Genomic DNA, 26,861 nt, shown 5'->3' with positions numbered 1-26,861 from the left:
ACACTAAGAGTGGTAAAACGTTAAGCGATATACCCAAATAATTCAAAAACCCTTCGAAACTTTCGAAGGGTTTTTTTGTTTTCCTTTTTACAAATCCAATATTCAAAATGACAAGCACCCGAATCCGAAATGACACGTACCCGAATCCAAAATGACAAGCACCCGAATCCAAAATGACACGTACCCGAATCCGAAATGACAAGCACCCGAATCCAAAATGACAAGCACCCGAATCCAAAATGACACACACCCGAATCCGAAATGACAAGCACCCGAATCCAAAATGACAAGCACCCGAATCCGTTTTTACACGCTCAGAATCGGTTTTTACACGCTCAGAATCGGTTTTTACACGTCCAATATTCAAAATGACACGCACCCGAATCCCTTTTTACACGTCCAAAACTCGAAGTGACACGCTCAAGATTCGAAATGACACGCACCTGAATCCGTTTTTACACGCTCAAGATTCAAAATGACACGCTCAATATTTAAAATGACACGACTAATTATTTAGGTTTAATACAATATAAAAATCATTGATAATCAATACTTTGTTTAAAATTCTGTAAATTACAACCTCTACAATCCAACCTAAAACCTAAATAAAATTTAAAATATCATCCTTAAACTAGAATTTGTATTTTTGGCATGAATACAAAATCAACCCTATGCAATGGTATGCACTATATACTGAACCTCGTCACGAAAAAAAAGTAGCCGACCGTTTGCTTAAACTTGGCGTCGAAGTATATTGCCCTTTAGTAACCCAAATCAAGCAGTGGTCAGATAGAAAGAAAAAAGTTGAAGTGCCTTTACTGCCTTCCTATGTTTTTGTAAAGCTGGAAGATTCCAATAGAGATATAGTTTTTCAAGTCAGCGGTGTAGTTCGCTATCTTTTTTGGTTAGGAAAACCAGCTATCATTCGCGACGAAGAAATTCAGCAACTCAAACAATGGCTTTTAGATACCGTCGTTACTTCGTTTGAGGTAAAAGGTATTCAAGTAGGCGATACATATAAAATTCAAACCGGTCCACTGGCTGGTAAATTAGGTATTGTCTCTAAAGTCGAAAAAAAACACCTCGAAATCATCCTTGAACAGCTCGGTTTTAAGATTATATTAAATAAGTAATTTTTGTTCCTTAAAAATTGTTAAAATCAATATAAAGAGTACCTTTGTTACTCGGTAAATTATTTTAATAATGCTCGAGAACATCATAACCTCTAAAACTAGATTACGTCTATTAGTAAAGTTTTTTATAAACGTTGCTAACGAAGGCTATCTTAGAGGTTTAGCAACCGAAATGCAAGAATCAACCAATGCAATTCGAAAAGAGCTCAACAATTTAACCGAAGCTGGCTATCTCATTAGAACAGAATCCAATCAAAAAATCACCTACAAAGCCAACCAAAAAAACCCTTTCTTCAACCTTTTACAAAAAATAGTCCACAAGTATATTGGCTTGGATACTATTGTCGAAATGGTTCTAGAAAAAATGGGCTCAGTAAAACGTGTTTTTTTAATTGGCGACTATCTAAACGGAATTGATAGCGGCAAAATTGAAGTAGTACTCGAAGGAAATGAACTAGATCAAAAATACATTCAACATCTAGCGCATAAAATTCAAAACGAAATTCAAAAAGAAGTTATTTTTTATACAACCAGCCAGCATGACAATTCTGGCCTACTAGTTTTTGAGCAAGAAACACAGTTAGTTAGCTAGTGTTTGTTGCTTTTTTGTTTTTCATTTGTTAGCACTTTTCCATGTGACTGACCAAGCGAAGCCGTGAAAAAAAACAACCAAAAAACAAATCGCTAACCATGGAACAACCTCAAATAATTCAGTTACCAAAAATTCAAGATCCAAGAGGAAACTTAACCTTTATTCAAAACGGAAATACAATCCCTTTTGACATCAAAAGAGTATTCTGGATATACGACGTTCCTGGTGGAGAAATCCGTGGCGGTCATGCTTTAAAAACCCAACACGAAATAATCATTTCACTCAGCGGCAGCTTTGATGTAGTGATAACGCTACCAAACGGGCAAAACCAAAAATTTACCCTCAACCGCAGCTATTTCGGGCTATACATTCCTGCCAATCACTGGCGACACATGGAAAACTTTTCTACAAATGCCGTGTCATTGCACCTTTGCAACGATGCTTTTGACGAAAACGACTATTCAAGAGACTTAAACGCATACCTAAATCAATAAAAAAGTATGACAAACGTTACAGTACAAGATTGCAAAATCATTAATTTGCCAAAAAATCACCAGCTCAACGGAAACCTAACCGCTATAACTAATGGAGTAGAAGTACCTTTTGACGTAAAAAGAATTTATTACCTCTACGACGTTCCCGGTGGAAACAGCCGCGGTGGTCATGCCCATAAAGCACTACATCAAATAATGATTGCACTCAGCGGTAGCTTTACCGTTACCCTTGATGATGGGAAACACAAAAAAAGCTTTATGCTCAATCAGCCCTACCAAGGTTTACTAATTCCTCCAGGTTTATGGCGTGATTTAGACAACTTTTCTAGCGGTTCAATATGTATGGTTTTAGCCTCTGAACTCTATGATGAAGAAGACTATTTTAGAAACTATCAAAATTTTAAAGATTGGAAATTCTCGAAGTAACAGCATCTGAATACAAAGCGGTAATAAATAACCCAATTCAAAACTTCAACTTGGCTGAGTTTTCAGATTTAAACAAAGCCAAGTGCGATGCCGTTTACTACCTGCTTTTTAAAGACAGTAAATACCGACTTGGGATAACCTTTGGAGTGCGAAATAGTATTCTTCTAACACCTTTCTCAGCTTCCTTTGGAGGTTTTGAATTCGTGTATGACGATATAAAACTTTACCAAATTGACGGTGCCATCGAAACATTAGTAAGTTGGGCAAAACAAAATAAATTCAACGGAATTAAAATCCTGCCTCCGCCAGCGTTTTACAGTCCAAACTTCTCAGCAAAAATCACAAACTGTCTCTATAGAGCCGGTTTCGAAACTAAAAACGTTGAAGTAAATTATCATTTTGAAACACAAAATCTAAACGATAACTACCTTCAAAACATTTGGTACAACGCCCGAAAAAATTTAAACAAATCACTAAAAAACGATTTGAAATTTATAAAGCTAACACCAGAAGATAGCCATAAAGCCTATGAAGTAATTGCGCAAAACAGAAGCGAAAGAGGATTTCCATTACGACTTACTTTTGAACAGCTGCAAGAAACGGGAACCATTATCCCTATCGACTATTTTCTAGTTTCAAATCCAGAAAATAACGTGGCAGCAGCTATTGTTTTCCATCTAAGCAAAACTATCGTTAGAGTAGTATATTGGGGCGATTTGCCAAAGTTCTCCGAACTAAAAACAATGAACTATCTTTCCTATAATGTATTCCAATATTACAAAGAAATTCAAATTCCTTTTATCGATATTGGACATTCCACCGTTGACTCAGTTCCTAATCATGGACTGTGCGAATTCAAAGAAAGTATCGGTTGTTCTGTAGGATTGCTAAACGAATACTATAAAGAAATTAATTAATGTTCATAGTAAACCCCGATCCTTATCTTCTGCCTACTTTTCGGATAAGTCCTTTTGCAACCTCGTTTTTATCCGAAAACGAAAAATTGCCATTCGACAATTTTGCCGATACGTATTTAGATAATAAATTCAATAAAAAACAATGGGTTTACACCATCAATGGAAGACAAGCCATTGAACAAGCATTAAAAAACTACAATCTCAATCCAACCGATGTGGTAACCATACTGACTACATCCGGCAATAAATACATCAGCTCTTGTGTAACTAGTTCTATCGAAAAATTTTGCCAGTGGAATAGAGAACTTTCCGCCGATACCAAAATCATTTTCGTAAACCATGAGTTTGGCTATCCTTTTCAACAAATGGAAAAGCTATTGGCTTTAAATATTCCAATCATTGAAGATTGTTGCACAACTTTTTTTTCTAATGATGATAATAACAAACTAGGAAAATACGGTGACTATGCTATTTACAGTCTGCCAAAGTTTTTCCCCATTCAAGTAGGAGGTATTTTAGTGGCAAATAATAGTAAACTACTACCTCCAACGGATTTAATTAATGATGAACAAAAGCAATACATTCAAAAAGTACTTTCTTTTCATTTAAAACAAGAAAATAATTTGCTCTCCAAGCGTAAAGAAAACTTTAACTATGCCTTCAATAAATTTTCAAATCTTGGCTTTACCCTTCGATTTGAAACAAAAGCTACTACAGTACCATCAGTGCTGATGCTTAACAACAATGCTGTGGTTAAAGATTTAAACGAACTTAAAGTTCATTTTGCTAACTATGGTGTTCAAAGCAGTGTTTTCTATGGCGAAGAGGCTTTTTTTATACCCAATCATCAATCGCTATCCTTTGCTAACATTGACTACCTGTACAATTGTTTAGTCCAATTTTTGAAAAATCAGTAAACCATGATTACATCCAATATCAATTTAGGTCAAAACGTTTCAATCGATACCACAGCATCGGTCAACAATGTAACCATTGGCGATAATACTAAGATTGCCGCAAATGTAAAAGTATTTGGTTCGCCAAGTTTTCCGTTACAAGTGGGTAACAATTGCTATTTCGGTCCTAATACGCTAGTTGAAGGCTATAATGCACAAGTGATTATTGGCAATCATGTCAGCTTTGCCCAAAACATTAACCTAATGTCGGGTTCAGGACCAAATGCTTCCGAAGTAATGCAACGCATTTTTCCAATTCTAAAAGGCGAAGTTTCCCTAGGAGACCATACCTGGATTGGAGCAAGCGTAGTAATAATGCCTAATGTTAGTTTAGGCAAATACTGCGTCGTGGCGGCAAACAGTTTTGTCAATAAATCATTTCCTGATTATTCCATCATTGGCGGTTCTCCGGCTAAATTGATTAGAACTTTAACTCAAGAAGAAATAAAAAAATTACATGAATAATATTAAGTTCCTCGACTTACAAAAAATAAATGCACAATACGCAGCCGAACTAAAGCAAGCCGCTGCCGACGTCATTGACTCGGGTTGGTTTTTAACTGGCGAGCGTGTAGCTTCTTTTGAAAAAAACTTAGCACAGTTCAATAATTCAAAACACATCATTGGCGTAGCAAATGGCTTAGACGCACTTCGTCTGATTCTAAAAGCCTACATCGATATGGGAATTATGCAAGAAGGTGACGAAGTAATTGTTCCAGCCAATACTTATATCGCTTCGCTTTTAGCCATTTCAGATAACAGATTAGTGCCCGTTTTAGTAGAACCTAATCTTCAAAGCTACAACCTAGACATCGATTTAATTCAGCAAGCCATCACTCCTAAAACTAAAGCCATTATGGTCGTTCACCTCTATGGTCAAGTCTGTTGGAACGATAAATTGGTTGAAATTGCAAAAAGCAATAATCTAAAAATTATTGAAGACAATGCACAAGCTATTGGAGCAATATTCAACGGTACAAAAACAGGAAACCTTGGCGATGCGGCTGGCTTCAGCTTTTATCCAGGCAAAAACCTAGGTGCGTTAGGCGATGCCGGTGCTGTTTCTACTAACGATGACCAACTTGCAGAGCGAGTTCGTGCGCTAGGAAATTACGGTAGCAAAAAGAAATATGTAAACGAGTTTCAAGGATTAAACAGCCGTTTGGATGAGATTCAAGCCGCTTTTCTCGTCGTAAAACTAAAATACATCGATACTGAAAACCAATACAGAAGACAAATAGCACAACGCTATTTATCCGAAATAAACAACCCAAACATCATTCTGCCAGTACCAGTTGCAAGCCAGTTTTCTCCTGCTGAAAACAAAGAACATGTTTGGCATTTATTTGTAATCCGTTGCGAAAAACGCGATGCATTACAAAACCATTTAGCAGAAAAAGGAATTCAAACCCTAATCCATTACCCAATTCCGCCTAACAAGCAATTGGCTTACAAAGAATTAAACCACCTTGATTTCCCTATTACCAATACCATTCACGACCAAGTATTGAGTTTACCGATTAGTCCAGTGGTAACTAATGATGAGGTATCAATGGTCATTCAAGCATTAAATTCTTTCTCGGCATAATGTCAGAAACAAAATCCTCATACGGTTCCATCATGAAAGCCACTTCCATCTTTGGAGGTGTGCAAGTGTTTAATATTCTAATTACCTTAATTAGAGGAAAATTTGTGGCACTATTAATTGGTACTGCTGGTATGGGGTTAAACGGTCTTTTACTTTCAGGATTAAATTTAATCAAAACACTAACCTCGTTAGGTGTTCCAGAAAGCGCGGTAAAAGATATAGCAAAAGCCCACGGTTCAAATGACAATCTCAAAATTAGAACCACCTTCCAAGTCTTCAAACGATTGATTTGGTTTACAGCTTTGCTTGGCGTTCTAGCTACAATAATTTTTTCACCACTGTTGAGCAAATTTGCTTTCAAAAATTACGAGCATACAACTTCTTTTATTTGGCTTTCGGTAACCTTTGTCTTCGGGGCATTATCCGGTGGAATTTACACCTTGCTACGCGGAACTCGTCAATTAAAATATCTAGCACAAGCCAATGTTTTCGGAGGAATAGTCGGTTTAGTAGTAGCGTTACCCATTTTCTATTTTTATGGCATCAATGGAGTAGTGCCAGCCATTATCCTTACCGCTTTTGCGAACTACTTAGTGTCATTATATTTTACTAGCAAAATAAAATTTGAACCCATCAACATCTCTTGGCAAGAAACCTTCCAGTTAGGAAAACCTATTGTCCAATTAGGTTTAAGTTTAACTCTCGTAAATATTCTTGCTTCAGCAGTAGCCTTTGCGTTAAGTGCATACATCTCAAAAACAGGTTCCCTTTCCGATTTAGGTTTGTATAGCGCAGGAAATGCAATTGTCGAAGGCTATGTAGGCATGGTCTTTACGGCTATGGCTACCGATTATTTTCCACGACTTTCAGCAGTTATAAACGAAGAAGCAAAATGGAAAAGATTAGTAAACGAACAAGCAGAATTGGTTTTAATCATTCTCGGTGTAGTACTAGTGCTTTTAATCACCACAACACCACTATTAATTAGAATTTTATTAAGCAAAGAATTCATAGCTTCCCAAAATTTCATTCAATTTGCCGTTTTAGCTATTCCGCTAAAAGGCTTGGTTTGGGTAGTTGGCTACATCTTTTTAGCAAAAGGAAACAACAAATTATTTTTAACAGTAGAAATCATTGCTAATCTAATAGTTCTTGGGTTTAACATATTGTTCTACCATCTATATGGTTTAACAGGTTTAGCATTATCGTTATGTTTCAGCTACATTATTTCATGCTTGTTTATGTTGATAATCCTCAAGAAAAAGCACCAATTCAAGTTCGAGTTAGATGTATTCAAATTTTTATTCATCAGCATGATTTCTCTTTTTGTTTGTTTAGCATCCATTCATTGTCTAGAGAAAACCTATTCAATCATTGCCCAAATCAGTATAGTATTTATAACAGTGGCTTTTTTTATTTTCGAGTTCAATAAAAAAATTCCATTAAAATCCATACTACAAAAATTTAAAAAATAGTAACAAATAGTACAATGTCAATCCTAGTTTCCGTTCCTGTTGTTACCTATAATGCTGCCTTTTTTGTAGAAGAAACTTTAGAAAGCATTTACAACCAGACGCATGCTAATCTTGAGCTAATCGTTTCTGATGATTGTTCAAAAGACAATACCGTGGAAATCGTTACTAAATGGTGCGAACAAGACAGAGTAAAAGCTCGTTTTTCAAACATCAAGATAATAACAGTTCCAAAAAATACAGGAGTTTCTGCAAATTGTAACCGAGCAATTACAGCTTCCACCGCAGATTGGATTAAGTTTATTGCAGGTGATGATATTTTGTTAAATACTTGTATTGAAGATAATATGAATTTTGTAGCTACTAATCTTGAAGCTAACATTGTTTTTAGTCAAGTAGATGTTTATCAAGATACTTTTGAACAAGAAAAATACACTAAAACAATTCCATCCATTTATCCTGATAACTTAATGCACGAAAGTTTTTTGGCAAAAGAACAATTCAAAATTCTTGTACAATCAGACCGAATAAATTATACACCATCTTATTTTTTTAATAAACAAACCATACTCTCAGTTAATGGTTATGACGAAAATAATAAGTTAGTAGAAGACTACCCAATGTGGCTAAAATTAACTAAAGCGAATATTCGTCTTTGCTATTTTCATAAACCAACGGTTGGATATAGAATTCATTCTAATGCTACTAACAATACAGGAGATAATTTGCTATTTAAACCATCAGTAATAAATGGTCATCAAGTTAGAAAAACGTTTGCGCATCCTTTTCTACCTTGGTATCAAGTTATGAAGGAAAACTGGGTTTTTAAAACCGCTCAACTATTTAAAAAAATGGGTTTAGTAAAAAATTCACCACTAAACAATCTATTATATAAAATTAGTATAGTTTATATAAATCCATTTCATTATGTTGATTTCATAAATAGAAAAATAAAAAGATAACATGCCTCAACCTCTTTTTTCAATTATTATCCCAATGTATAAGGTAGCTGACCATGTTACCCGATGCATAGAAAGTTTACAAAATCAAGATATTGATAAAAACCAATATGAAATCATCTGTATCAACGATGGTTCACCCGATAATTGCCAAGAAGTAGTTGAAAATCTACAAAAAAAATATTCCAATATTGTTTTAATCAATCAAGTCAACCAAGGCGTTTCTATGGCTAGAAACAATGGTATAGATATAGCCAAAGCAAAATACATTCTACCCATCGATCCCGATGATTATGTAGTACCTAACAGTCTTGGTCGAATAGCAAGTTTAGTGCAAACCAATAATTACCAAGTGTTTTATTTAGGGTTTGAAATCTTCGATGCCAACCAAAAATCAATTTGGAAAACCAATTATACAAAACAAGAAAACAAAACCTTCAATGGAGTTGAAGGTTACTTTGAAGCGCGCGGCTTTGAGGTAAAAGATCCTGACCGTTCTTGGGCAATAGTTTATGATAGACAACTCCTTAACGATTACAAAATTGATTACCCAAAAAACGTTCCTTATCTCGAAGATGGACTCTTTTTAGCAAAAGTATTTGCAGTCGCCACAAGTGTAGGATTCGATAATCAAATCTTCTATCAAAGAACAACCAGAAAAGGCTCAGCTACCAATTCCAAACTGTTCTTTTCAGAAAAAGCAATCAACGGTTTCATTCTTGCCATCAACGATATTAAAAATTTCGCAGCCAATAACAATTTAGTAAGAACCCAACAGCAGTTAGTAAATCATGTAGTAGCTAAGTTTGTTTTACTTCCAATGAGTCCTTTCATAAATAAGTTAGATTTTTTCGGATATTTAAAGATTATACGATTACTCAAGAGTAATGGAGTTAATAAAATTGAAGCAGATGGAGTTAGACAACCTTACAAAAAATTATCTTTTTCCTTCAATTTTAATAAAGTTTGGTTTTTTATTAATTATATTTATTTTATAAAATTTAGTAAATCATGAGAATACAAGATGTTATACCGGTTAAAATAAGAAAACAACTCCTAGCTTTTCATCAGAGTTTATTATGGAAAAAATCTTTTAATAATTTTAAAGAAGCTATTGATAAAGGTGAGGTACCTTCAAAAAAAGTTATAAAAAAACTCATCTATTCTTGGGGAAATCAAGGGTTTTCTGCACAAACAGATTATTTGGAAACTTGTATCAAATATACTTTAAGTACAAAAGGAAATATTATAGAATGTGGTAGTGGTTTATCAACTCTTGTAATAGGTTATATTGCTAAAGTACAAAAAAGAAAAATGATTTCTTTCGAGCATATTGATGTTTGGGCTAAAAGAGTTCAAGAAAATATAGATAATTTTCAATTAGACAACAATACAATATATGTTAGACAATTAAAAAATTATGGTGATTTCGATTGGTATGATATTACAAACATTGATTTGTCAACTTATGATTTAGTAATTTGTGATGCACCACCTTCTAATACCAAAGGAGGAAGAAGAGGATTTATTCATTTATTCAAAGAAAAATTAGAAAAAAATGCAATCATTCTAGTCGATGATACCATCAGAGAGGATGAGCAACAAATGATTGAGGAATGGAAGAAAATTTTAGACATAGAAGTTAACTTTTATGGAACTTTTGATCCTCACGCAGTCATTAGAATTAAATAAAATTAATGTCAAAAAAAATACTTTTAGTTTCAAACGGTTTCTATCCTGAAAATTCGCCTCGCTCGTTTCGCGCAACAGAGTTAGCAAAAGAATTAGTGCGACAAGGCAATCAGGTTACAGTAGTAACGCATCCTCGCCAAGGCGTAGAAACATTTTGTCAGCAACATGGAATAAAGTTCAAAAGTTTAGGCAATTTGACTTGGGCAGAACCTACTATAAAAGGTTCAGGTGTGGTCAGACTTTTTTGGAGAATAATCGTTAGAATGAGCTTACTACTTTTTGAATATCCAAAAATCCAATTAGTATTTTTAGTAAAAAAAGCATTAAAAAACGAAACAGGCTACGATGCTTTAATCTCCATTGCCGTGCCTTATCCTATCCATTGGGGTGTAGCAAGAATTTGGTCAAAAAAAATAGCCAAAGTCTGGATAGCCGATTGTGGCGATCCTTACATGGGACAAGAAAACGACACCTTCAAACCAGCTTTTTATTTCAAATGGGTAGAAAAATGGTTCTGTAAAAAAGCAGATTATTTAACCGTTCCAACCGAAAAATCAATCAATGGCTATTATCCTGAATTCCATTCAAAAATAAAAGTAATTCCTCAAGGGTTTCGTTTTGAAGATGTTCAACTTTTTACAGGCGAAAAAGACAATTCCAAAATCGTTTTTGGTTATGCGGGTATGTTCATTCCAGGAAGACGCGATCCATCTGAATTTCTAGAATTCATCAACACCGTTGAATCTGATAAACCGTTCGAATTTCATATCTACACCACAACACCTCAGTTTGTACAACCCTATATAAAAAACAACGGTAGAGTTATTTTAAAAGAGTTAGTTCCAAGAGATAAACTGCTGTTCGAATTGTCCAAAATGGATTTTATGGTCAATTTTGAAAATGTGGGCAATACCCAAACGCCAAGTAAATTAATTGATTATTTAATAATCGAAAAACCAGTGCTAAGCATCAAATATGGTGATTTGAATAAACAAGCTGTCCATCAGTTCCTAAAAGCGGATTATACCCAAAAAATGCTTTTACCCGATAGAGAACTATATAGAATTGAAAATGTAGCATCTAAGTTTACGGCATTGATACCTTAATGAAAAACGCATTATTTTATTTTATTGTTTTCCCTTTTTATGGTCTAATTCAAGCCATCAAAAACTATAGATTGTCTTGGGCAAAAAATATGGTTTGGCTGTTTGTTGTTTTTTATGGCTATACCATGTTCCGTCCAGAGTTTGCCGATAGTACTCGTTACGTTCAGTCTTTAGTAAACATGTATAATAATCCCAGAACTTGGGATGCTTTTATTTTGTCTTTTTATAGTGTTGACGAAGATAATCAAGCTACAGTAGATATTTATCAACCTTTAATGACCAACTTTGTGTCGCTCTTTACAGATAATGGAAATATTCTGTATGCTTTTTTTGGTCTAGTTTATGGTTTTTTCTTCTCCAGAAACATTTGGTTTTTAATTGATGAGTTTAAAACACAACTTCATTCTAGGTTAATATTCATTCTACTAATTGTTTTTTCATGTGTTATTGGCTTTTGGGAGTTAAATGGTGTTAGAATGTGGACTGCCGCACAAGTCTTTTTCTACGGAGCATTCGTGTTTCTATACCAAAAAAAATTCAAAGGAATGTATTTCGTTTTAGCTTCAGCGTTAATCCACTTTTCATTCTTTTTACCCATTGCAATATTTTTAACATACATCGTGTTTAAATTACCATTCAGAGTAATATATATATTCTTTGTTGCTAGTTTTTTCGCAAATGCTTTAAATATTACTTCAGTAAGTTCTTTTTTGCAAGGCATTTTGCCCGAGGTTTTGTTACCCCGTGTAAAAAGTTATACTAGTGATGAGTATGTTGAGGTTATCGATACTCTCAATCAAGGAGCTAATTGGTATATTTTATACTTTGGTAAAGTATTAAATTATACTATAGCATTTTTAATAACAGTAATTTATTTTGCTAAAAATCAAAGCTATTTAAAAGATAAATTTTTTTCTAGATTTGCCTCTTTCTCTATCTTTCTTTTAGGAGCAAGTAATTTGTTATCATCTTTGCCTTCAGGAGAACGATATTTAATCTTGGCTCAATTTTTTGGAGTAGCAGTAACCGTGCTTTTTTTTACTAAATACTATTCTTTAAATTATAAAAAAGCGGTGGCAGTTGTTTCTCCTTTTTTATTGTTTTTTATCATCATTTCATTGCGTAAATCCTTTGACACCGTTTCTGTAATGACTGTATTTACAAATCCGTTTTTAGCTTCGATTATTGATACTCCCATTGCATTGATTGATTTAATAAAATAGATATTGTGAAAAAGTTACTAAACAAAATAAAACCCCACCTAAGTGCTGCAAGAATAAATGCTTTGGGATTGAATTTAAAAAGTAAAGTAGTGATAATTGAGTCGGATGATTGGGGTGCCATTCGAACCCCTTCAAAAGAAATTTTATCTTATTTTGATCAATCGAATATTGACGTTTCCAAAAGTATTTATAAAAATGATGCTTTGGAATCTCAGACTGATTTGGAAATGTTGTTTGAGGTTCTTCAAAAACACAAAGGAAGTGATGGTCAATTTGCCGTTATAACTGCCAACAGCATAATGGCTAATCCTGATTTTGAAAAAATTAAACAAAGCGATTATCAACACTATTTTTGGGAACCGTTTTATACTACCTTTCTACGGTATCCTGAGCATCAAAATAATTTGTCTCTTTGGAAACAAGGAATAGAATTGGGTGTTTTTCATCCCCAGTTTCACGGTAGAGAGCACGTTAATATTCTTCGTTGGATGACTGCATTACAGAATAATACAGGAAAAGTCAGAGAACTATTTGGCTTTGGAACAACATTTTCAGGTGTTGGCGATTATAGTTTCATGGAATCCTTCGATTGGGATGTTCCATCCGATGTAGAAAAACACAAACAAATTATTACTGAAGGACTACAAATTTTTGAAGATACTTTTGGGTTTAAATCAAAAACCTTTATTGCTCCATGCTATAATTGGGATACAAAGTTAGAACCACTGTTGTCATCAAATGGTGTAGAATGGATACAAGGATTGCGTTCACAGTTGAAACCCACAGGTGTTTTTGATGTCTATCAACCCATAAAACATACTTTTGGTCAACAACAAAATGGCATAAAATTCAACGTTAGAAATTGTTTCTTTGAACCAAGCATGTTGCCTTCAAAAGATTGGGTAAATAGTTGTTTGGCTCAAGTTCAATCAGCTTTTATGTTTTCTAAACCTGCAGTGATTTGTTCTCACAGGATAAATTATATAGGTTTTATTAATGAAAAAAACAGACAAAGAGGTCTTAAAGATTTGGATGTACTACTAAAATCCATCCTAAAAAAATGGCCTGATGTTACATTTATATCAACCGATCAGTTGTCAAATTACGCAGACAAATTGATAAATTAGATTTTATTTTTTTGAAAGTAGCGTTTTAATCGTTAGATTCTTTTGTTCTAAATAAATTTAATTAGTTTGTGTTTTATTTATTTTGTAATCACTTCTAATTAAAAATTCATTTCACTAATCAATTAATTATTTTAATATATCATTAAAGTTATGACTCAAATAGAAAAAATTTATAGCAATGCATTAATCGAGTTTATAAAAGATAAAAATTCTTCTATTCTTGTTATTGGAGCGCAGCTAGCAGATAGAGAAGCATTTTATAATGCAGGGTTTAGTAATGTTTTACTTTCTGGATATGACGAGAGAGTATTAGAATATAAACCATATAAGTGGACCAAAGAAAATGGGATGTCAATTTCTTTCAAAGACCAATCTTTTGATTATGTTGTCACCCATTCAGTACTTCATCATATGAGCTCTCCTCACAAAGGATTAACGGAAATGTACCGTGTTGCAAAAAAAGGTGTTCTAGTCTTTGAGGGTAGAGATTCTTTTTTGATTCAAGTTGCTGAAAAACTAAATTTTACACAAAGATATGAAGTTGCTGGTTGTTATTCTACAAGTGGTGTTGATGGTACAAATATTCCAAATTACATCTATAGATGGACTGAAAGAGAGATTGAAAAAACAATAAATACCTACGCTCCGGCTTTTAAACATAAGTTTGTTTACAAACATTGGTCATTGTATCCAAATGGGCCAGATCTTTCTAGTCTAAAAAAAATAATATTGAAAGTTTTAAGACCATTTTACTTTTTATTTATAAACATATTTCCTAAACAACAAAATGGATTTATTTTTTTTATTGAAAAACCAACAATTGAGCGTTGTCTCCAGCCATGGCTTTATTTAGATAGCAACAATAAAAAATTAGAAGTTGACAAAAATTGGGTTAAAAAATATTATAGTAAGTTTAGAAACAAAAAATAATACTGAATAAAAAAAACACTCAAGTTATTTTCTATTAAAAATAATTTTGTTTAAAAATGATATTAAATTACTAATGATTAAAATAGGATTTACAGGCGATTTTTGTCCATGGCTTCGAGTGGAACAACAGTTTAAAGCCAATAATTGGAAACCTTTGTTTGAAACGGTTCAACCTTTTTTCACGCAAAACGATTTGAATATTCTTGATTTAGAATGTCCTTTAACAACTGCTAATGTTCCTATTGAAAAAACCGGTCCACACATCAAAGCACTGCCAGAAACAGCAGAAATTCTAAACCATTTAAACTGTAAAGTAGTAGCTACTGCCAACAATCATTTCAAAGATTATGGTTGGGATGGAATGAAAGAAACATACGAGACACTGACAAAACATAATATTCAATGGTTCGGAAGTGGTCAAAATTTTGACGAAGCTTCAAAAACGTTTTACTGGCAAAAAAACGATTTAAAATTTGCCTTTATCAATGTAGCCGAAAACGAATGGACAACTACAAATGACGAAACTCCAGGTTGTCATCCAATCGACTTAGTTAATGTTTTCAACCAAATTCAAGAAGCCAAAAAACAAGCTGATTTTGTAGTGGTAATTGCTCATGGCGGACACGAACATTATGAACTGCCGAGTCCAAGAATGAAAAAATGGTACCGCTTTTTTGTTGATGCTGGAGCAAGCGCTGTTATAGGACATCATACCCATATTATTTCAGGGTACGAAACCTATAATGAAGCGCCAATTTTCTACAGCTTAGGAAACTTTTGTTTCGATTGGAATGGATTGCAAAACTTGCCTTGGAATAAAGGTATGATGGTAAGTTTACATTTTGAAAAAAATCAACCTATCACTTTTGATATCGAATTCTTTACTCAAAACAATGCAGAACTAGGTTTATTTCTTCAAACAGGTGTTGATAAAGAAGTGACTCAAGCACACGTTAAACAATTAAATGAAATCATCATAAATGATTCTCTTCTAGAGCAAAAATTCAATGACTATGTTAAAACTTGGAAACCCGTTATGAACACTTGGATTCAACCTTACAAAGGAAAATACCTACCTAGTTTGTACAAAAAAGGGTTATTACCTTCAATTTTATCAAAAAATAAAATTCTATTATACTCTAATTTGATACGATGTGAATCACATAGAGATATACTTTTAGGTTCAATAGTAAAAAAAAGTTAATTATGTTTTCAGATTATATCAATCATGATTGTTATAGAGTAATTGGAAAAAAAATAACGCTTGTTAATTTCTTTAAAGCCTACAGAAATCAAGGTTTTAGATATCTTTTATTTATGCGATTGTCTCATTTTTACAGAAAAAATCTGTTTGTATATACTTTTTCGAGAATGATGATGCGCCACTATTCATATAAATTTGGCTTTCAGATTCCATCTAATACTAAAATTGGGAAAGGACTTTATTTTAGCCATTTTGGAACAGTAGTAATAAATGAAAATGTTACAATGGGAGAAAATTGTAATGTAAATCATAATGTAACTATCGGAAGACAAAATAGAGGTAGTAAAAAAGGTTCGCCTACAATAGGAAACTTCGTGTGGTTTGGAACAGGTTGCGTAGTTGTCGGAAAAATTAATATTGGAAATAACGTTTTAATAGCTCCAAATTCCTATGTTAACTTTGATGTTCCGTCAAATTCTATCGTAATAGGAAACCCAGCAAAAATAATAGAAAAAGAAAACCCAACTGAAGATTATATCAATCAAATACTTCTAAAATAAAATGTGCGGATTTACAGGATATTTTAACCTAAACAATGCTCTAGAAACCAATAATCAGGTAATTAGAGAAATGATTGCCATACAAAAACATCGTGGACCAGACGATTCAGGAATAGTTGGTATCAATACCAAAGAGAAAAACTTCGAAGAAATTAGCAGTACAACTACAGCTAATTTTTCAACGAGTAAAGATTTACTTTTTGGTTTCAACCGCTTAAGTATTCTTGATTTATCGCCCAACGGACATCAACCCATGATTAGTCCTGACAAAAAAGTCATCCTAATGATGAATGGAGAAGTCTACAATGCCTTTGACTTCAAAGACGATTTAATCAGTAAAGGACACACTTTCAAAAGCACTTCAGATACCGAAGTAGTACTTCATCTGTACCTAGAATATGGTATTGAAAAAATGGTAAAAATGCTCAACGGAATGTTTGCTTTAGCCATTTATGATTTTACTTTAGATTCGTTGTTTTTAGTCCGAGACCGTTTTGGCATCAAACCTTTATACATTCTTCAAGAAGAAAATAGAATTGCTTTTGCTTCTGAAATGAAGAGTTTTAAACCCTTACCCAATTTTAAATTCGAGGCCGATTTTAGTAGAATGGACGAGTTTCTTTTATTCAGAAATTTAATCAATACTACTTTATTTAAAAATATAGTCAATTGTACTCCGGGAACGTATTTAAAAATTAAAAACGGAACAATTTCTTCTCATACATTTTACGATATAAATTCCGAAGGAAATCAAGCCATAACTTCAAATGAAAAGGAAGTATTGGAAAAAGCTTTGCAAAAAAGTGTTTCCTCTCAAATGATTAGTGATGTTAAACTAGGTTGTCAACTTTCGGGTGGTGTTGACTCGTCTTTAGTGACCTATTTTGCGGCTCAAAACGTGGCAAAAGGAAACTTAGAAACCATATCCATAACGTTTAATAATCCTAATTTTTCTGAAGAAAAATACATTGATTATGTTGCTAAACAGCTTTCGCTAAAAGCACATAAATATGAAATGGAGGCAACGTACTATTTTGATGTTTTAGAAAAAGCCATTTGGCATTTTGAACATCCGTTAAACCATCCTAACACCATTGGTATTTATTTGTTGAGCGAACAAGCAAAAAAACATGTCACTGTTTTACTAAGTGGTGAAGGTGCTGATGAATCGCTTGCAGGTTACAGCCGTTTCATCAGAGCAAAAGAAAATAAATTACTATCCAAATCTTTTTTTGGTGGATTAAAAAGAAATAAGAATTCCGCGATTGACTATTTGAGTTATGCTTTAAATCCAGATAAAAAAATGATTATGGAAACTGCTTTTGGAAGTGTTGCAACTGCCAAAGCATTAAGGCCAAGTTTCAAACTTAGTAAAGCAATTAGCGACAGAAACAATACATTAAAAAAAGTTACTGGCGAAACTTGTCTCCGACAAAGAAAATACGAATTACTAACCTATTTGCCTGATTTGTTGATGCGTCAAGACAAAATGTCTATGGCACATTCCATTGAAAATCGTGTTCCTTTTCTTGATAATGAAATGGTAACAACCTCGTTAAATATTTCTGGAGATAAGCTAATAGCTAAGCACAAAAATAAACTAGAAGGTAAAAAAGTCTTGAAAGATATTTGCGCCGAAAAATTTGATGAAAAGTTTGCCTATCGCGATAAAATGGGCTTCGGAATTCCGTTACGGGAGTTTATGTCAACACAATTTTTTCAAAATAAATGGCAAAACGAAATTGAACCCAATTTGAAAAAAAGAAATCAATTTCAATTAGATGTAGTATCATCTTGGGTAAAAAATATAAAAACAGCAACACCAGAACAATTAGATGCCATCTGGTTGCTTCTTGGGTTTGAAGTTTGGGCTAAACAATATTTAGATTAGATGATAGCAATACACAATGATTTAAGAAAACATTTATTTCACTATTTGTGGATAGAATATTGCAAACAAAAAAATATTGCCTATAAACTTGTTGATTGTTTTGATAGTGATATTATAAATCAATTAGCAGATTGTTCATGTCTAATGTGGCATTACAATCAATCAAGCTCTATTGATATAGTAATGGCAAAACCACTCCTTTTTTCTTTAGAACAAAGTGGTTTTAAAGTTTTTCCCGACTTCAACACAGCTTGGCATTTTGATGACAAAATTGGACAAAAATATCTGCTAGAATCATTACAAATTGATTTAGTAAAAACTTGGGTTTTCTATGATACAAAAACCGCTTTATCATGGATTAACCAAACTACTTTTCCAAAAGTGTTTAAACTTCGTGGTGGCGCAGGTTCTCAAAATGTACAATTAGTAAAAACCAAAAGCAAAGCTACAGCTTTAGTCAAAAAAGCGTTTGGCAAAGGGTTTCCTGCTTATGACGGTTGGGAAAGTTTTAAAGAACGTTTTAGAAAATGGCGTTTGGGCAAAGCTGATTTTAAAGAAGTCATAAAAGGAACAGTTCGTTTAATAAAACCTCCAAGATATGCTCAAGTCATGGGTAATGAAATCAATTACCTTTACTTCCAAGAGTTTATTCCTAACAATGATTCTGATATCCGAATTATTGTGATTGATGGAAAAGCATTTGGAATTAAAAGAATGAATCGCGAAAACGATTTTAGAGCTTCAGGTAGTGGTTTTATTCTTTATGAAAAGGAACAAATTGATGCCGTTTTTGTAAAAGCAGCTTTCGAAATAAATAAAAAAATAAAAGCTCAATGCATCGCCTATGACTTTGTTTATGGGAAAAATAACAAACCTTTATTGATAGAAATCAGTTATGGTTTTGCTAATGCAGGTTACAACGACTGTCCTGGTTATTGGGATGAAAACATGAATTGGTACGAAGGAAAATTCAATCCTTATGGTTGGATGATCGATTTAATGCTAAAAAATGGAAAATAAATCCGTTTGTTTTGTTATTCATTCGCTTCAAGCAGGAGGAATGGAAAGAGTAATGTCTGAATTGGTAAATTATTTTTCAGCAACAAAAAAATATCAAGTGCATCTTGTGCTTTATGGAATTAAAAGAGAAGTGTTTTATCCCATAGCAAACGATATTATAGTGCATAGACCAAGTTTTGAATTCGATAATTCAAAAAGATTGATGTCAACACTAAAAACGATCCATTTTTTAAGAAAAACAATCAAACAAATAAATCCAATCGCCGCTTTATCCTTTGGAGAACGTTGGAATAACTTGGTATTGTTGGCATTATATGGTTTAAAAACACCTGTTTTTGTATCCGATAGAGCACAACCCGATAAACCATTGGGCTTCAAAGATGATACCTTAAGAAAGTGGTTGTACCCAAGAGCAAAAGGTGTAGTGGTGCAAACCTCAAAAGCCTTGTCTATTTTTCAAAAAATGTACAAGCAATCCAATTTTAAAGTAATTGGAAATCCAATCAGAGCAATCGAAAATCAAAATCTTGAAAAAGAAAATTATGTTTTAATGGTTGGTCGATACATTAAATCAAAACAGCAAGACGCATTGATTAGAATATTTGCCAAAGTAAACGCTCCCAATTGGAAACTAATCCTTTTAGGATACGATCATTTGCAACAAGCGAACCAAGCCAACTGGGAAAAATTAGCTGAAGATTTAGGAATTAGAGACAAAGTTATTTTTACAGGCAAGCAAGCTAATGTAGAGGAATATTATGGTAAGTCTAAAATTTTTGCTTTCACCTCCAGTTCCGAAGGTTTTCCTAATGTAATTGGCGAAGCCATGTCGGCAGGATTACCTGTTGTAGCTTTTGACTGTGTTGCTGGTCCAAGCGATTTAATTACCAATGATACAAATGGATATTTAATTCCTTTAAATAATGAGGAATTATTTGTTCAAAAACTGAAATACTTAATTGACAATCAGTCAACAATAGAAGATTTTGGTAAAAATGCCAAAAACAGTATGGCTCAATTTGAATTGAACTATATTTGCAAGCAATATGAAGAATTTATAATTCCATCAAAATAAATAGAAAAATGAACATCCTGATTATAGGTTCCAAAGGATTTATCGGCAATCATGCTCTAAACTATTTTAAGCAAAAAAACGATACAGTTTATGGATGTGATGTGGTTACGGATTATGTGGATGAGAACTATTTTCAAATCGATGTAACAAATTCGGATTATCAAATTATTTTTGAGAAAAATAAATTTGATGTCTGTATAAATTGTTCTGGAGCAGCAAGTGTACCACTTTCGTTAGAATTTCCTTTGAAAGATTTTTATCTAAACACCTTAAATGTATTTAAAATTCTAGATGCCATTCGACTACATCAACCCAATTGTAAATTTATAAATCTTTCTAGTGCAGCTGTTTATGGAAATCCAGAGCGATTGCCAATAGAAGAGACGTTTGTGTCAAAACCATTATCACCTTATGGTATTCATAAAATGCAAGCAGAACAGGTTTGTAATGAGTTCAACCATTTTTACAATCTAAAAACGTGCTCAGTCCGAATATTCTCTTGTTATGGTAATGGGTTAAAAAAACAATTGTTATGGGATTTATACCATAAGTTTCAATCGAATAAAACTATTGAGTTATTTGGAACGGGTAATGAAACTCGCGATTTTATACATGTTCAGGATGTAGTTACCGCATTAGATTTAATTATTCAAAACTGTACCTTTGAAAACGACATCATTAACTTGGCAAACGCTGAGGAATATAAGATTAGTTATATTGCTCAACTCTTTAGTTCATTTTTAAATCCAAATGCAGAAGTAACCTTTAATAATATTACAAAACTTGGTGATCCATTAAATTGGAAAGCCGATATTTCGAAATTAGAAAAATTAGGTTATTCAAAATCAATATCTATTGAAAATGGAGTGGAAGATTATATTAAATGGGTACAAAAATTAAAATAATCTAATTTTAGTAATGGACAACAACAAGTTTCGATTAGGTTTTTTATTCAATTTTAATCCAAAATGGACTGGAGGAATTATCTATTTAGTTAATTCAATCAGAATTTTAAACTTTTTAGAAGATAAAGATAAACCTAAAGTAGTAGTATTTTACAGCCCAAGTTTACAACAATATATAGACGAGATTAATTATCCTTACATGGAATTGGTTCCGCATCAATTTCCAACAGTTTATAAAGGATTTATGCAGTCATTTCTTAAAATGAAAAATGTATTTGTACATGATTTGGTTGTTGTTCATAAATTGGATGCTGTTTTTCCAATGCACGATTATCCCGTTAAAAGTAATTTAAACGCCAAGTTAGTATCTTGGATTGCAGATTTACAGCATTTTTATTATCCACAGTTCTTTACCAAAACTAAAATTCTTGAACGAAATGCTAGAATTAGATTTATTCTAAGAAACTCAAAAGATTTGGTAGTATCAAGTCATGCTGTAAAAAACGACTTTATAAAGTTTTTCAAAATGCCTTCTTCTTTAAGAGTTCATGTGTATCACTTTGTATCAATTATTGAAGGATTACCTTCAATGACCTACGAAGAAATCAGAGATAAATACAAGCTAGAAGATAATTATTATATGATTAGCAATCAGTTTCACAAACATAAAAACCATAAAGTGGTTTTTGAAGCCATTGCACAATTAAAGAAAAAAGGAGTCGAAGTTTGTATAGGTATTACGGGTCGTTTTCCAGAGCAACCCGATTCACCTTATATTCAAGAACTACATGATATTATAAATAAAAATGATTTAAAACAAAATATCAAATTTTTAGGTTTGATACCTCGTGGCGACCAGTTATTACTAATGAAATATTCAAAAGCTATAATTCAACCAAGTTTATTTGAAGGTTGGAGTACGGTTATTGAAGATGCAAAATCATTACAAGTTCCAGTTATTGCGGCTAATTTAGATGTAAATATTGAACAGCTTGAAGAGTTAGGTACTTACTTTGAACCTCATAATGTAGAGAAACTGGTCTCCATCATGGAAAAATATCCAAATAGAGATTTTTCAAAACAAATTTACGATAGCTACGAAAATAGAATGAAACAAGCAGCATACGAGCTACTTTCTGTTTTTAAATAAAATAATGATGAATAAAAATTACAAAATATACATTGCCGGTCACAAAGGAATGGTAGGAAGTGCTATTTGGCGCGCTCTTGAAAGTAAAGGATATACTAACCTAATAGGACAAACCAGCAAAGAGTTAGATTTAAGAAATCAACAACACGTTCAAGCTTTTTTTCAAAGCGAAAAGCCAGATGTTGTTATTGATGCAGCTGCCAGAGTAGGAGGAATATTAGCCAATAATAACTTTCCTTATACATTTTTGATGGAAAACATGCTAATACAAAACAATCTAATTCAAACTGCCCTAGATACTGATGTGAAAAAGTTTGTTTTTTTAGGAAGTTCTTGTATTTATCCAAAGCTTGCACCACAACCTTTACAAGAGGAATGCTTATTAACCTCGTCGCTTGAACCCACCAATGAATGGTATGCAATAGCAAAAATTTCTGGAGTAAAAGCTTGTGAGTCCATTAGAAAACAATTTAATAAAGATTTTGTTAGCTTAATGCCAACAAACTTATATGGTTCCAATGATAATTTTGATTTGCAAACGTCACATGTTTTACCTGCTATGATTCGTAAATTCCATGAGGCAAAAAACAACAATAACCAGCCAGTAACGCTTTGGGGTTCAGGAATACCCATGCGTGAGTTTCTTCATGTTGATGATATGGCTGATGCAGTAGTTTTTGCACTTGAAAATCAGTTAGATGAACATTTGTATAATATTGGAACAGGAATAGATTTGACTATTAGAGAATTAGCAGAATTAATTCAAAAAATAGTTGGACATCAAGGCGAAATTGTTTGGGATAGTTCAAAACCAGACGGAACACCAAGAAAATTAATGGATGTTTCAAAAATGAAAAACATAGGATGGAGTGCTACAATTTCTTTAGAAGAAGGAATTAAAGCTACCTATCAATGGTTTTTGGAAAACGAACATTCTTTTAAAGAAGTTAAAATATAATAAAAATTATAATAAAAATGAAAACGGCATTAATAACAGGAATTACAGGTCAAGACGGTGCATATTTAGCCGAATTATTACTTGAAAAAGGATACATGGTTCACGGAATAAAAAGACGTTCATCACTTTTTAATACGGATAGAATTGACCATTTGTATCAAGATCCACATGCAAAAGATATTCGTTTAAAGTTGCATTATGGAGATATGACTGATTCTATGAATTTAACACGAATTATTCAAGAAGTACAGCCAGATGAAATTTATAATTTAGCAGCTATGTCGCATGTTAAAGTAAGTTTTGATACTCCAGAATATACTGCAAATGCTGACGGAATAGGAACTTTGAGATTATTAGAAGCTGTTCGATTATTGGGTTTACAACATAAAACTAGAATATACCAAGCTTCAACTTCGGAGTTGTATGGATTGGTTCAAGCCGTTCCTCAGTCGGAAACAACACCTTTTTATCCTCGTTCTCCTTATGCTGTTGCAAAAATTTATGCCTATTGGATAACCGTAAATTATCGCGAAGCTTACAATATGTATGCTTGTAATGGTATTTTGTTCAACCACGAGTCACCGTTACGTGGTGAAACTTTCGTGACACGTAAAATTACCAGAGCAGTCGCTAAAATAGCTTTGGGATTACACAGTGATTTGTATATGGGTAATCTTGATGCTCAACGTGATTGGGGACATGCCAAAGACTATGTTGAAGCCATGTGGCGTATTTTACAACAAGATACTGCCGAAGATTATGTAATTGCTACAGGAATTACAACTCGTGTTCGCGATTTTATAAAGATGGCATTTAACGAAGTTGGTTTTGTTATCCGTTTTGAAGGTGAAGGTGTAAACGAAATAGGCGTTTTAGAATCTATTGATGCTGATAAATACAAAGTTGCCATGGGTAATGAATTCAATGTAAGCGAAATTCAATTACCTAAAATTGGTGACGTAATCGTAAAAGTGGATCCAAAATATTTCCGACCAACTGAAGTAGATTTATTGATTGGTGATCCAACAAAATCTAAAACTAAATTAGGTTGGCAACCAAAATATGATTTAAAAATGCTAGTGGAAGAAATGATTAGCTCCGATGTAAAATTGTTTCAAAGAGATATTCATTTGGTAGCTGGTGGTCACAAAATTTTACGTCAAGCTGAATAATATCATAACAAGATTTATCCATTAATGGGAAAAATTAAAGACAGAAAAATTGTAGTTGTTAACCAAGCGTCCAATTATCTTACTGTTGGTTTTTGTAATGCCTTTGCCGATAAATTTGAAAGTGTCTCACTTGTAACTGGGAGTATTCATATACAAGGCGAAGAACTTTCAAAAAATGTAACGGTAACCTATATTAATAAATGGGTAGAAAGACCAGCAAGAAAAAAGTTTACGTCTTATGTTATTGCTTGCTTAAAAATCTATTGGTTATTGTTGACTAAATATAGAAAACATGAAGTGTTTTTTGTTTCCATTCCACCAATGGGATATTTGTTAAATTTATTGGTTTCAAATCGTTTCAGTATGGTCGTTTGGGATGTTTATCCAGATGTTTTTAAAATTACTGGAATGAAAGAAACCCATTGGATGTATAAAACATGGGCATCTTTAAACAAAAAATCTTTTAATAAAGCATTCCGTTTATTTACTATTGGTAATAAAATGGCCGACTTATTAGAAGTCTATGTCTCAAGAAAAAAACTCATCATTCAGCCCATTTGGTCTATTTTTCAAGCTAATGAACGAGTAGTAAAAGAGGAAAATCCATTTATTAAAGAACATAACCTTCAAAATAAATTCATTATCCAATATTCGGGAAACATTGGTTTAACTCACAAAGTTGAGGTTGTAGTAGAAATTGCCGAATTATTAAAAGATAATCCAAATATTGTTTTTCAAATTATTGGTCGTGGTCCACGAGTTCCAGCGTTACAAAAAATGGTTGAGGAAAAGAATTTGCCAAATTGTATGTTTCTTCCCTTTCAAAGTGATGAAATGTTTCCGTTTTCACTTTCTGCTGCCGATTTAGGTATTGTGATTTTAGATGAATTAACGTCAAAAGGAAGCGTTCCAAGTAAATCATATAATTTAATGAGTTATGGAATTCCATCAATTTATATAGCCGGCGAAGACTCAGAACTCCATGATTATGCGCAGAATTTCAACGCAGCAAAATGCTTCACAGAAAGAGAATTAAATAAAGCGAAAGAGTTTATTTTACAAATTTCAACCAATGAACAGCAGTGGAATGAAATGTCCAATAATGCAATGAATACTTCAAAACTCTTTCGTAGAGATAATGCCGATAAATTTGTAGAACTGTATTTAAAAGAGTAAATTGATAAAAAGAATTTTACATACCGTTTTTGCTAATCTTAAAAATAGTTTTGGTTGGAAAACCAATAGAAAAATTATAGTCTTTTCTGTTGACGATTATGGTAATGTTAGATTAAATTCTAAAGCTGCTAGAGCAAACTTAGATAAAGCTGGAATGAAGATTTACTCTCGCTTTGACGCTTTGGATACTTTAGAAACCAAGCAAGATTTGGAGCAACTTTTTGAGGTTCTAAATTCGGTAAAAGATAAAAATGGCAGAAATGCAGTATTCACACCATTTGCATTGCCTTGTAACATTAATTTTGAAAAAGTAGAGGAAAATAATTTTCAAAAGTTTGAATATGAAACGCTACCTGAAACCTACTCAAAGTTAGCCATAGAACAACCTGAAGCTTATTTTGGTGCCTGGGAAAAATGGCAAGAAGGAATTCAAAAAGGATTTTTAAAACCGCAATTTCACGGAAGAGAACATGTAAATTTATCTATCTTTAATGATAAATTGAAAAACAAAGACGAGCAGATAATAACAGCTTTAAAAAATAAATCATACACTAGTATTTCGGACGATGATTATCCAACAAAATCTAGTTTTGCTGCTTTTGATTTTTGGGATGTTTCTGAAAATCAAAATTTAAAATCAATAGTTATTGATGGATTGCAAAAATTTGAAGAAGTTTTTGGATACAAAAGCAACTATTTTACACCGCCAGTTTTTAATATTCATCATTCGTTATTTCCAACATTAAAGCAAAATGGCGTTAATTTTATTGATTTAGCATTGTATAGAAAAGAACATCAAGGTTTTGGTAAATATAAAAATTCGCTCAATTATACAGGAAAAAAAACCAATGAAGGGTTAACGATTATGGTTAGAAACGTAGTTTTTGAGCCTACTGAAGATAGAGGAATTGATTGGATAGATTTTACTTTAAAGCAAATTGAAACTGCTTTTAGATGGAATAAACCAGCCATAATAAGTTCACATAGAGTAAATTTTTGTGGACATATTGATGAAAAAAATAGAGAAAAAGGTTTAAAATCTTTAGAAAGTTTACTGCAAGAAATTGTAAAAAAATGGCCCGATGTAGAGTTTATGTCAGCCGACGAATTAGGAAATTGTATTGTAAAAAAGTAA

The 26,861-nt window shown here is 32.9% G+C and carries 27 protein-coding genes; all 27 read left to right on the top strand.

Annotated elements, in window-relative coordinates; translation table 11 throughout:
• Window positions 1-671: 671 nt before the first annotated feature.
• The 27 genes from IAI56_RS06590 (at window position 672) to IAI56_RS06465 (ending at window position 26,861) form a co-directional block, all read left to right on the top strand.
• Window positions 672-1,133, top strand: a complete 462-nt coding sequence (locus IAI56_RS06590; RefSeq protein WP_187657125.1) for a UpxY family transcription antiterminator — start codon at window positions 672-674, stop codon at window positions 1,131-1,133.
• A gap of 70 nt (window positions 1,134-1,203) precedes the next feature.
• A complete protein-coding gene (locus IAI56_RS06585) occupies window positions 1,204-1,725 on the top strand; it encodes an ArsR family transcriptional regulator (RefSeq protein ID WP_187657124.1) in 522 nt (173 codons plus the stop codon).
• Between the two features lie 98 nt (window positions 1,726-1,823).
• Window positions 1,824-2,219, top strand: a complete 396-nt coding sequence (locus IAI56_RS16110) for a sugar 3,4-ketoisomerase (RefSeq protein WP_204158759.1) — start codon at window positions 1,824-1,826, stop codon at window positions 2,217-2,219.
• 6 nt (window positions 2,220-2,225) lie between these two features.
• The gene (locus tag IAI56_RS16105; RefSeq protein ID WP_204158760.1) at window positions 2,226-2,645 is read left to right on the top strand and encodes a sugar 3,4-ketoisomerase; all 420 of its coding nucleotides are present in this window, start codon (window positions 2,226-2,228) and stop codon (window positions 2,643-2,645) included.
• On the top strand, window positions 2,627-3,562 hold the full coding sequence (locus tag IAI56_RS06575; protein ID WP_187657123.1) for a hypothetical protein: 936 nt from the start codon (window positions 2,627-2,629) through the stop codon (window positions 3,560-3,562). Before IAI56_RS16105 ends, IAI56_RS06575 begins: the two co-directional genes overlap by 19 nt.
• Window positions 3,562-4,479, top strand: a complete 918-nt coding sequence (locus tag IAI56_RS06570; RefSeq protein WP_187657122.1) for a DegT/DnrJ/EryC1/StrS family aminotransferase — start codon at window positions 3,562-3,564, stop codon at window positions 4,477-4,479. Before IAI56_RS06575 ends, IAI56_RS06570 begins: the two co-directional genes overlap by 1 nt.
• 3 nt (window positions 4,480-4,482) lie before the next feature.
• Entirely contained in the window at window positions 4,483-4,983 is a 501-nt protein-coding gene (locus IAI56_RS06565; protein ID WP_187657121.1) for an acyltransferase, read from the top strand.
• Window positions 4,976-6,106: a DegT/DnrJ/EryC1/StrS family aminotransferase gene (locus IAI56_RS06560; RefSeq protein ID WP_187657120.1), complete on the top strand. Its 1,131-nt coding sequence runs from the start codon at window positions 4,976-4,978 to the stop codon at window positions 6,104-6,106. Before IAI56_RS06565 ends, IAI56_RS06560 begins: the two co-directional genes overlap by 8 nt.
• Window positions 6,106-7,581: an oligosaccharide flippase family protein gene (locus tag IAI56_RS06555; RefSeq protein WP_187657119.1), complete on the top strand. Its 1,476-nt coding sequence runs from the start codon at window positions 6,106-6,108 to the stop codon at window positions 7,579-7,581. The genes IAI56_RS06560 and IAI56_RS06555 overlap by 1 nt, the downstream gene beginning before the upstream one ends.
• Before the next feature lie 14 nt (window positions 7,582-7,595).
• A complete protein-coding gene (locus IAI56_RS06550; RefSeq protein ID WP_187657118.1) occupies window positions 7,596-8,540 on the top strand; it encodes a glycosyltransferase family 2 protein in 945 nt (314 codons plus the stop codon).
• 1 nt (window position 8,541) lies between these two features.
• Entirely contained in the window at window positions 8,542-9,552 is a 1,011-nt protein-coding gene (locus tag IAI56_RS06545) for a glycosyltransferase family 2 protein (RefSeq protein WP_262896772.1), read from the top strand.
• Window positions 9,549-10,229, top strand: coding sequence for a class I SAM-dependent methyltransferase (locus IAI56_RS06540; protein ID WP_187657116.1), 681 nt, complete (start codon window positions 9,549-9,551; stop codon window positions 10,227-10,229). Before IAI56_RS06545 ends, IAI56_RS06540 begins: the two co-directional genes overlap by 4 nt.
• 5 nt (window positions 10,230-10,234) lie before the next feature.
• Window positions 10,235-11,335, top strand: coding sequence for a glycosyltransferase (locus tag IAI56_RS06535; RefSeq protein WP_187657115.1), 1,101 nt, complete (start codon window positions 10,235-10,237; stop codon window positions 11,333-11,335).
• A complete protein-coding gene (locus IAI56_RS06530; protein ID WP_187657114.1) occupies window positions 11,335-12,558 on the top strand; it encodes an EpsG family protein in 1,224 nt (407 codons plus the stop codon). The genes IAI56_RS06535 and IAI56_RS06530 overlap by 1 nt, the downstream gene beginning before the upstream one ends.
• A gap of 5 nt (window positions 12,559-12,563) precedes the next feature.
• Entirely contained in the window at window positions 12,564-13,685 is a 1,122-nt protein-coding gene (locus tag IAI56_RS06525) for a hypothetical protein (RefSeq protein WP_187657113.1), read from the top strand.
• A 150-nt stretch (window positions 13,686-13,835) separates the two neighbouring features.
• Window positions 13,836-14,615 carry a methyltransferase domain-containing protein gene (locus IAI56_RS06520; protein WP_187657112.1) on the top strand — a complete coding sequence of 260 codons (780 nt, stop codon included), beginning with the start codon at window positions 13,836-13,838 and terminating at the stop codon, window positions 14,613-14,615.
• A gap of 73 nt (window positions 14,616-14,688) precedes the next feature.
• Window positions 14,689-15,819 carry a CapA family protein gene (locus IAI56_RS06515; protein WP_187657111.1) on the top strand — a complete coding sequence of 377 codons (1,131 nt, stop codon included), beginning with the start codon at window positions 14,689-14,691 and terminating at the stop codon, window positions 15,817-15,819.
• A 2-nt stretch (window positions 15,820-15,821) separates the two neighbouring features.
• Entirely contained in the window at window positions 15,822-16,379 is a 558-nt protein-coding gene (locus IAI56_RS06510; RefSeq protein WP_187657110.1) for a serine O-acetyltransferase, read from the top strand.
• Between the two features lies 1 nt (window position 16,380).
• Window positions 16,381-18,270, top strand: coding sequence for an asparagine synthase (glutamine-hydrolyzing) (gene asnB / locus IAI56_RS06505; RefSeq protein ID WP_187657109.1), 1,890 nt, complete (start codon window positions 16,381-16,383; stop codon window positions 18,268-18,270).
• Window positions 18,271-19,290: an ATP-grasp domain-containing protein gene (locus IAI56_RS06500; protein ID WP_187657108.1), complete on the top strand. Its 1,020-nt coding sequence runs from the start codon at window positions 18,271-18,273 to the stop codon at window positions 19,288-19,290.
• Window positions 19,280-20,365 (top strand): glycosyltransferase, encoded by a 1,086-nt coding sequence (locus tag IAI56_RS06495; RefSeq protein ID WP_187657107.1) that lies wholly within the window; start codon window positions 19,280-19,282, stop codon window positions 20,363-20,365. The genes IAI56_RS06500 and IAI56_RS06495 overlap by 11 nt, the downstream gene beginning before the upstream one ends.
• A gap of 8 nt (window positions 20,366-20,373) precedes the next feature.
• Window positions 20,374-21,270 (top strand): NAD-dependent epimerase/dehydratase family protein, encoded by an 897-nt coding sequence (locus tag IAI56_RS06490; RefSeq protein ID WP_187657106.1) that lies wholly within the window; start codon window positions 20,374-20,376, stop codon window positions 21,268-21,270.
• A gap of 13 nt (window positions 21,271-21,283) precedes the next feature.
• A complete protein-coding gene (locus tag IAI56_RS06485; protein ID WP_187657105.1) occupies window positions 21,284-22,420 on the top strand; it encodes a glycosyltransferase family 4 protein in 1,137 nt (378 codons plus the stop codon).
• A gap of 7 nt (window positions 22,421-22,427) precedes the next feature.
• Window positions 22,428-23,378 (top strand): GDP-L-fucose synthase family protein, encoded by a 951-nt coding sequence (locus tag IAI56_RS06480; RefSeq protein ID WP_187657127.1) that lies wholly within the window; start codon window positions 22,428-22,430, stop codon window positions 23,376-23,378.
• Window positions 23,379-23,395: 17 nt separating this feature from the next.
• Window positions 23,396-24,550, top strand: a complete 1,155-nt coding sequence (gmd, locus tag IAI56_RS06475; RefSeq protein WP_187657104.1) for a GDP-mannose 4,6-dehydratase — start codon at window positions 23,396-23,398, stop codon at window positions 24,548-24,550.
• A gap of 24 nt (window positions 24,551-24,574) precedes the next feature.
• Window positions 24,575-25,726, top strand: a complete 1,152-nt coding sequence (locus tag IAI56_RS06470) for a glycosyltransferase family 4 protein (RefSeq protein WP_187657103.1) — start codon at window positions 24,575-24,577, stop codon at window positions 25,724-25,726.
• A gap of 1 nt (window position 25,727) precedes the next feature.
• A complete protein-coding gene (locus IAI56_RS06465; RefSeq protein ID WP_187657102.1) occupies window positions 25,728-26,861 on the top strand; it encodes a hypothetical protein in 1,134 nt (377 codons plus the stop codon).

This window comes from Flavobacterium macrobrachii (genome assembly GCF_014486675.1).
Lineage (GTDB): Bacteria > Bacteroidota > Bacteroidia > Flavobacteriales > Flavobacteriaceae > Flavobacterium > Flavobacterium macrobrachii.
Note: the sequence above shows the minus strand (reverse complement) of the source record. Positions and strands in the feature narration are given on the sequence as shown.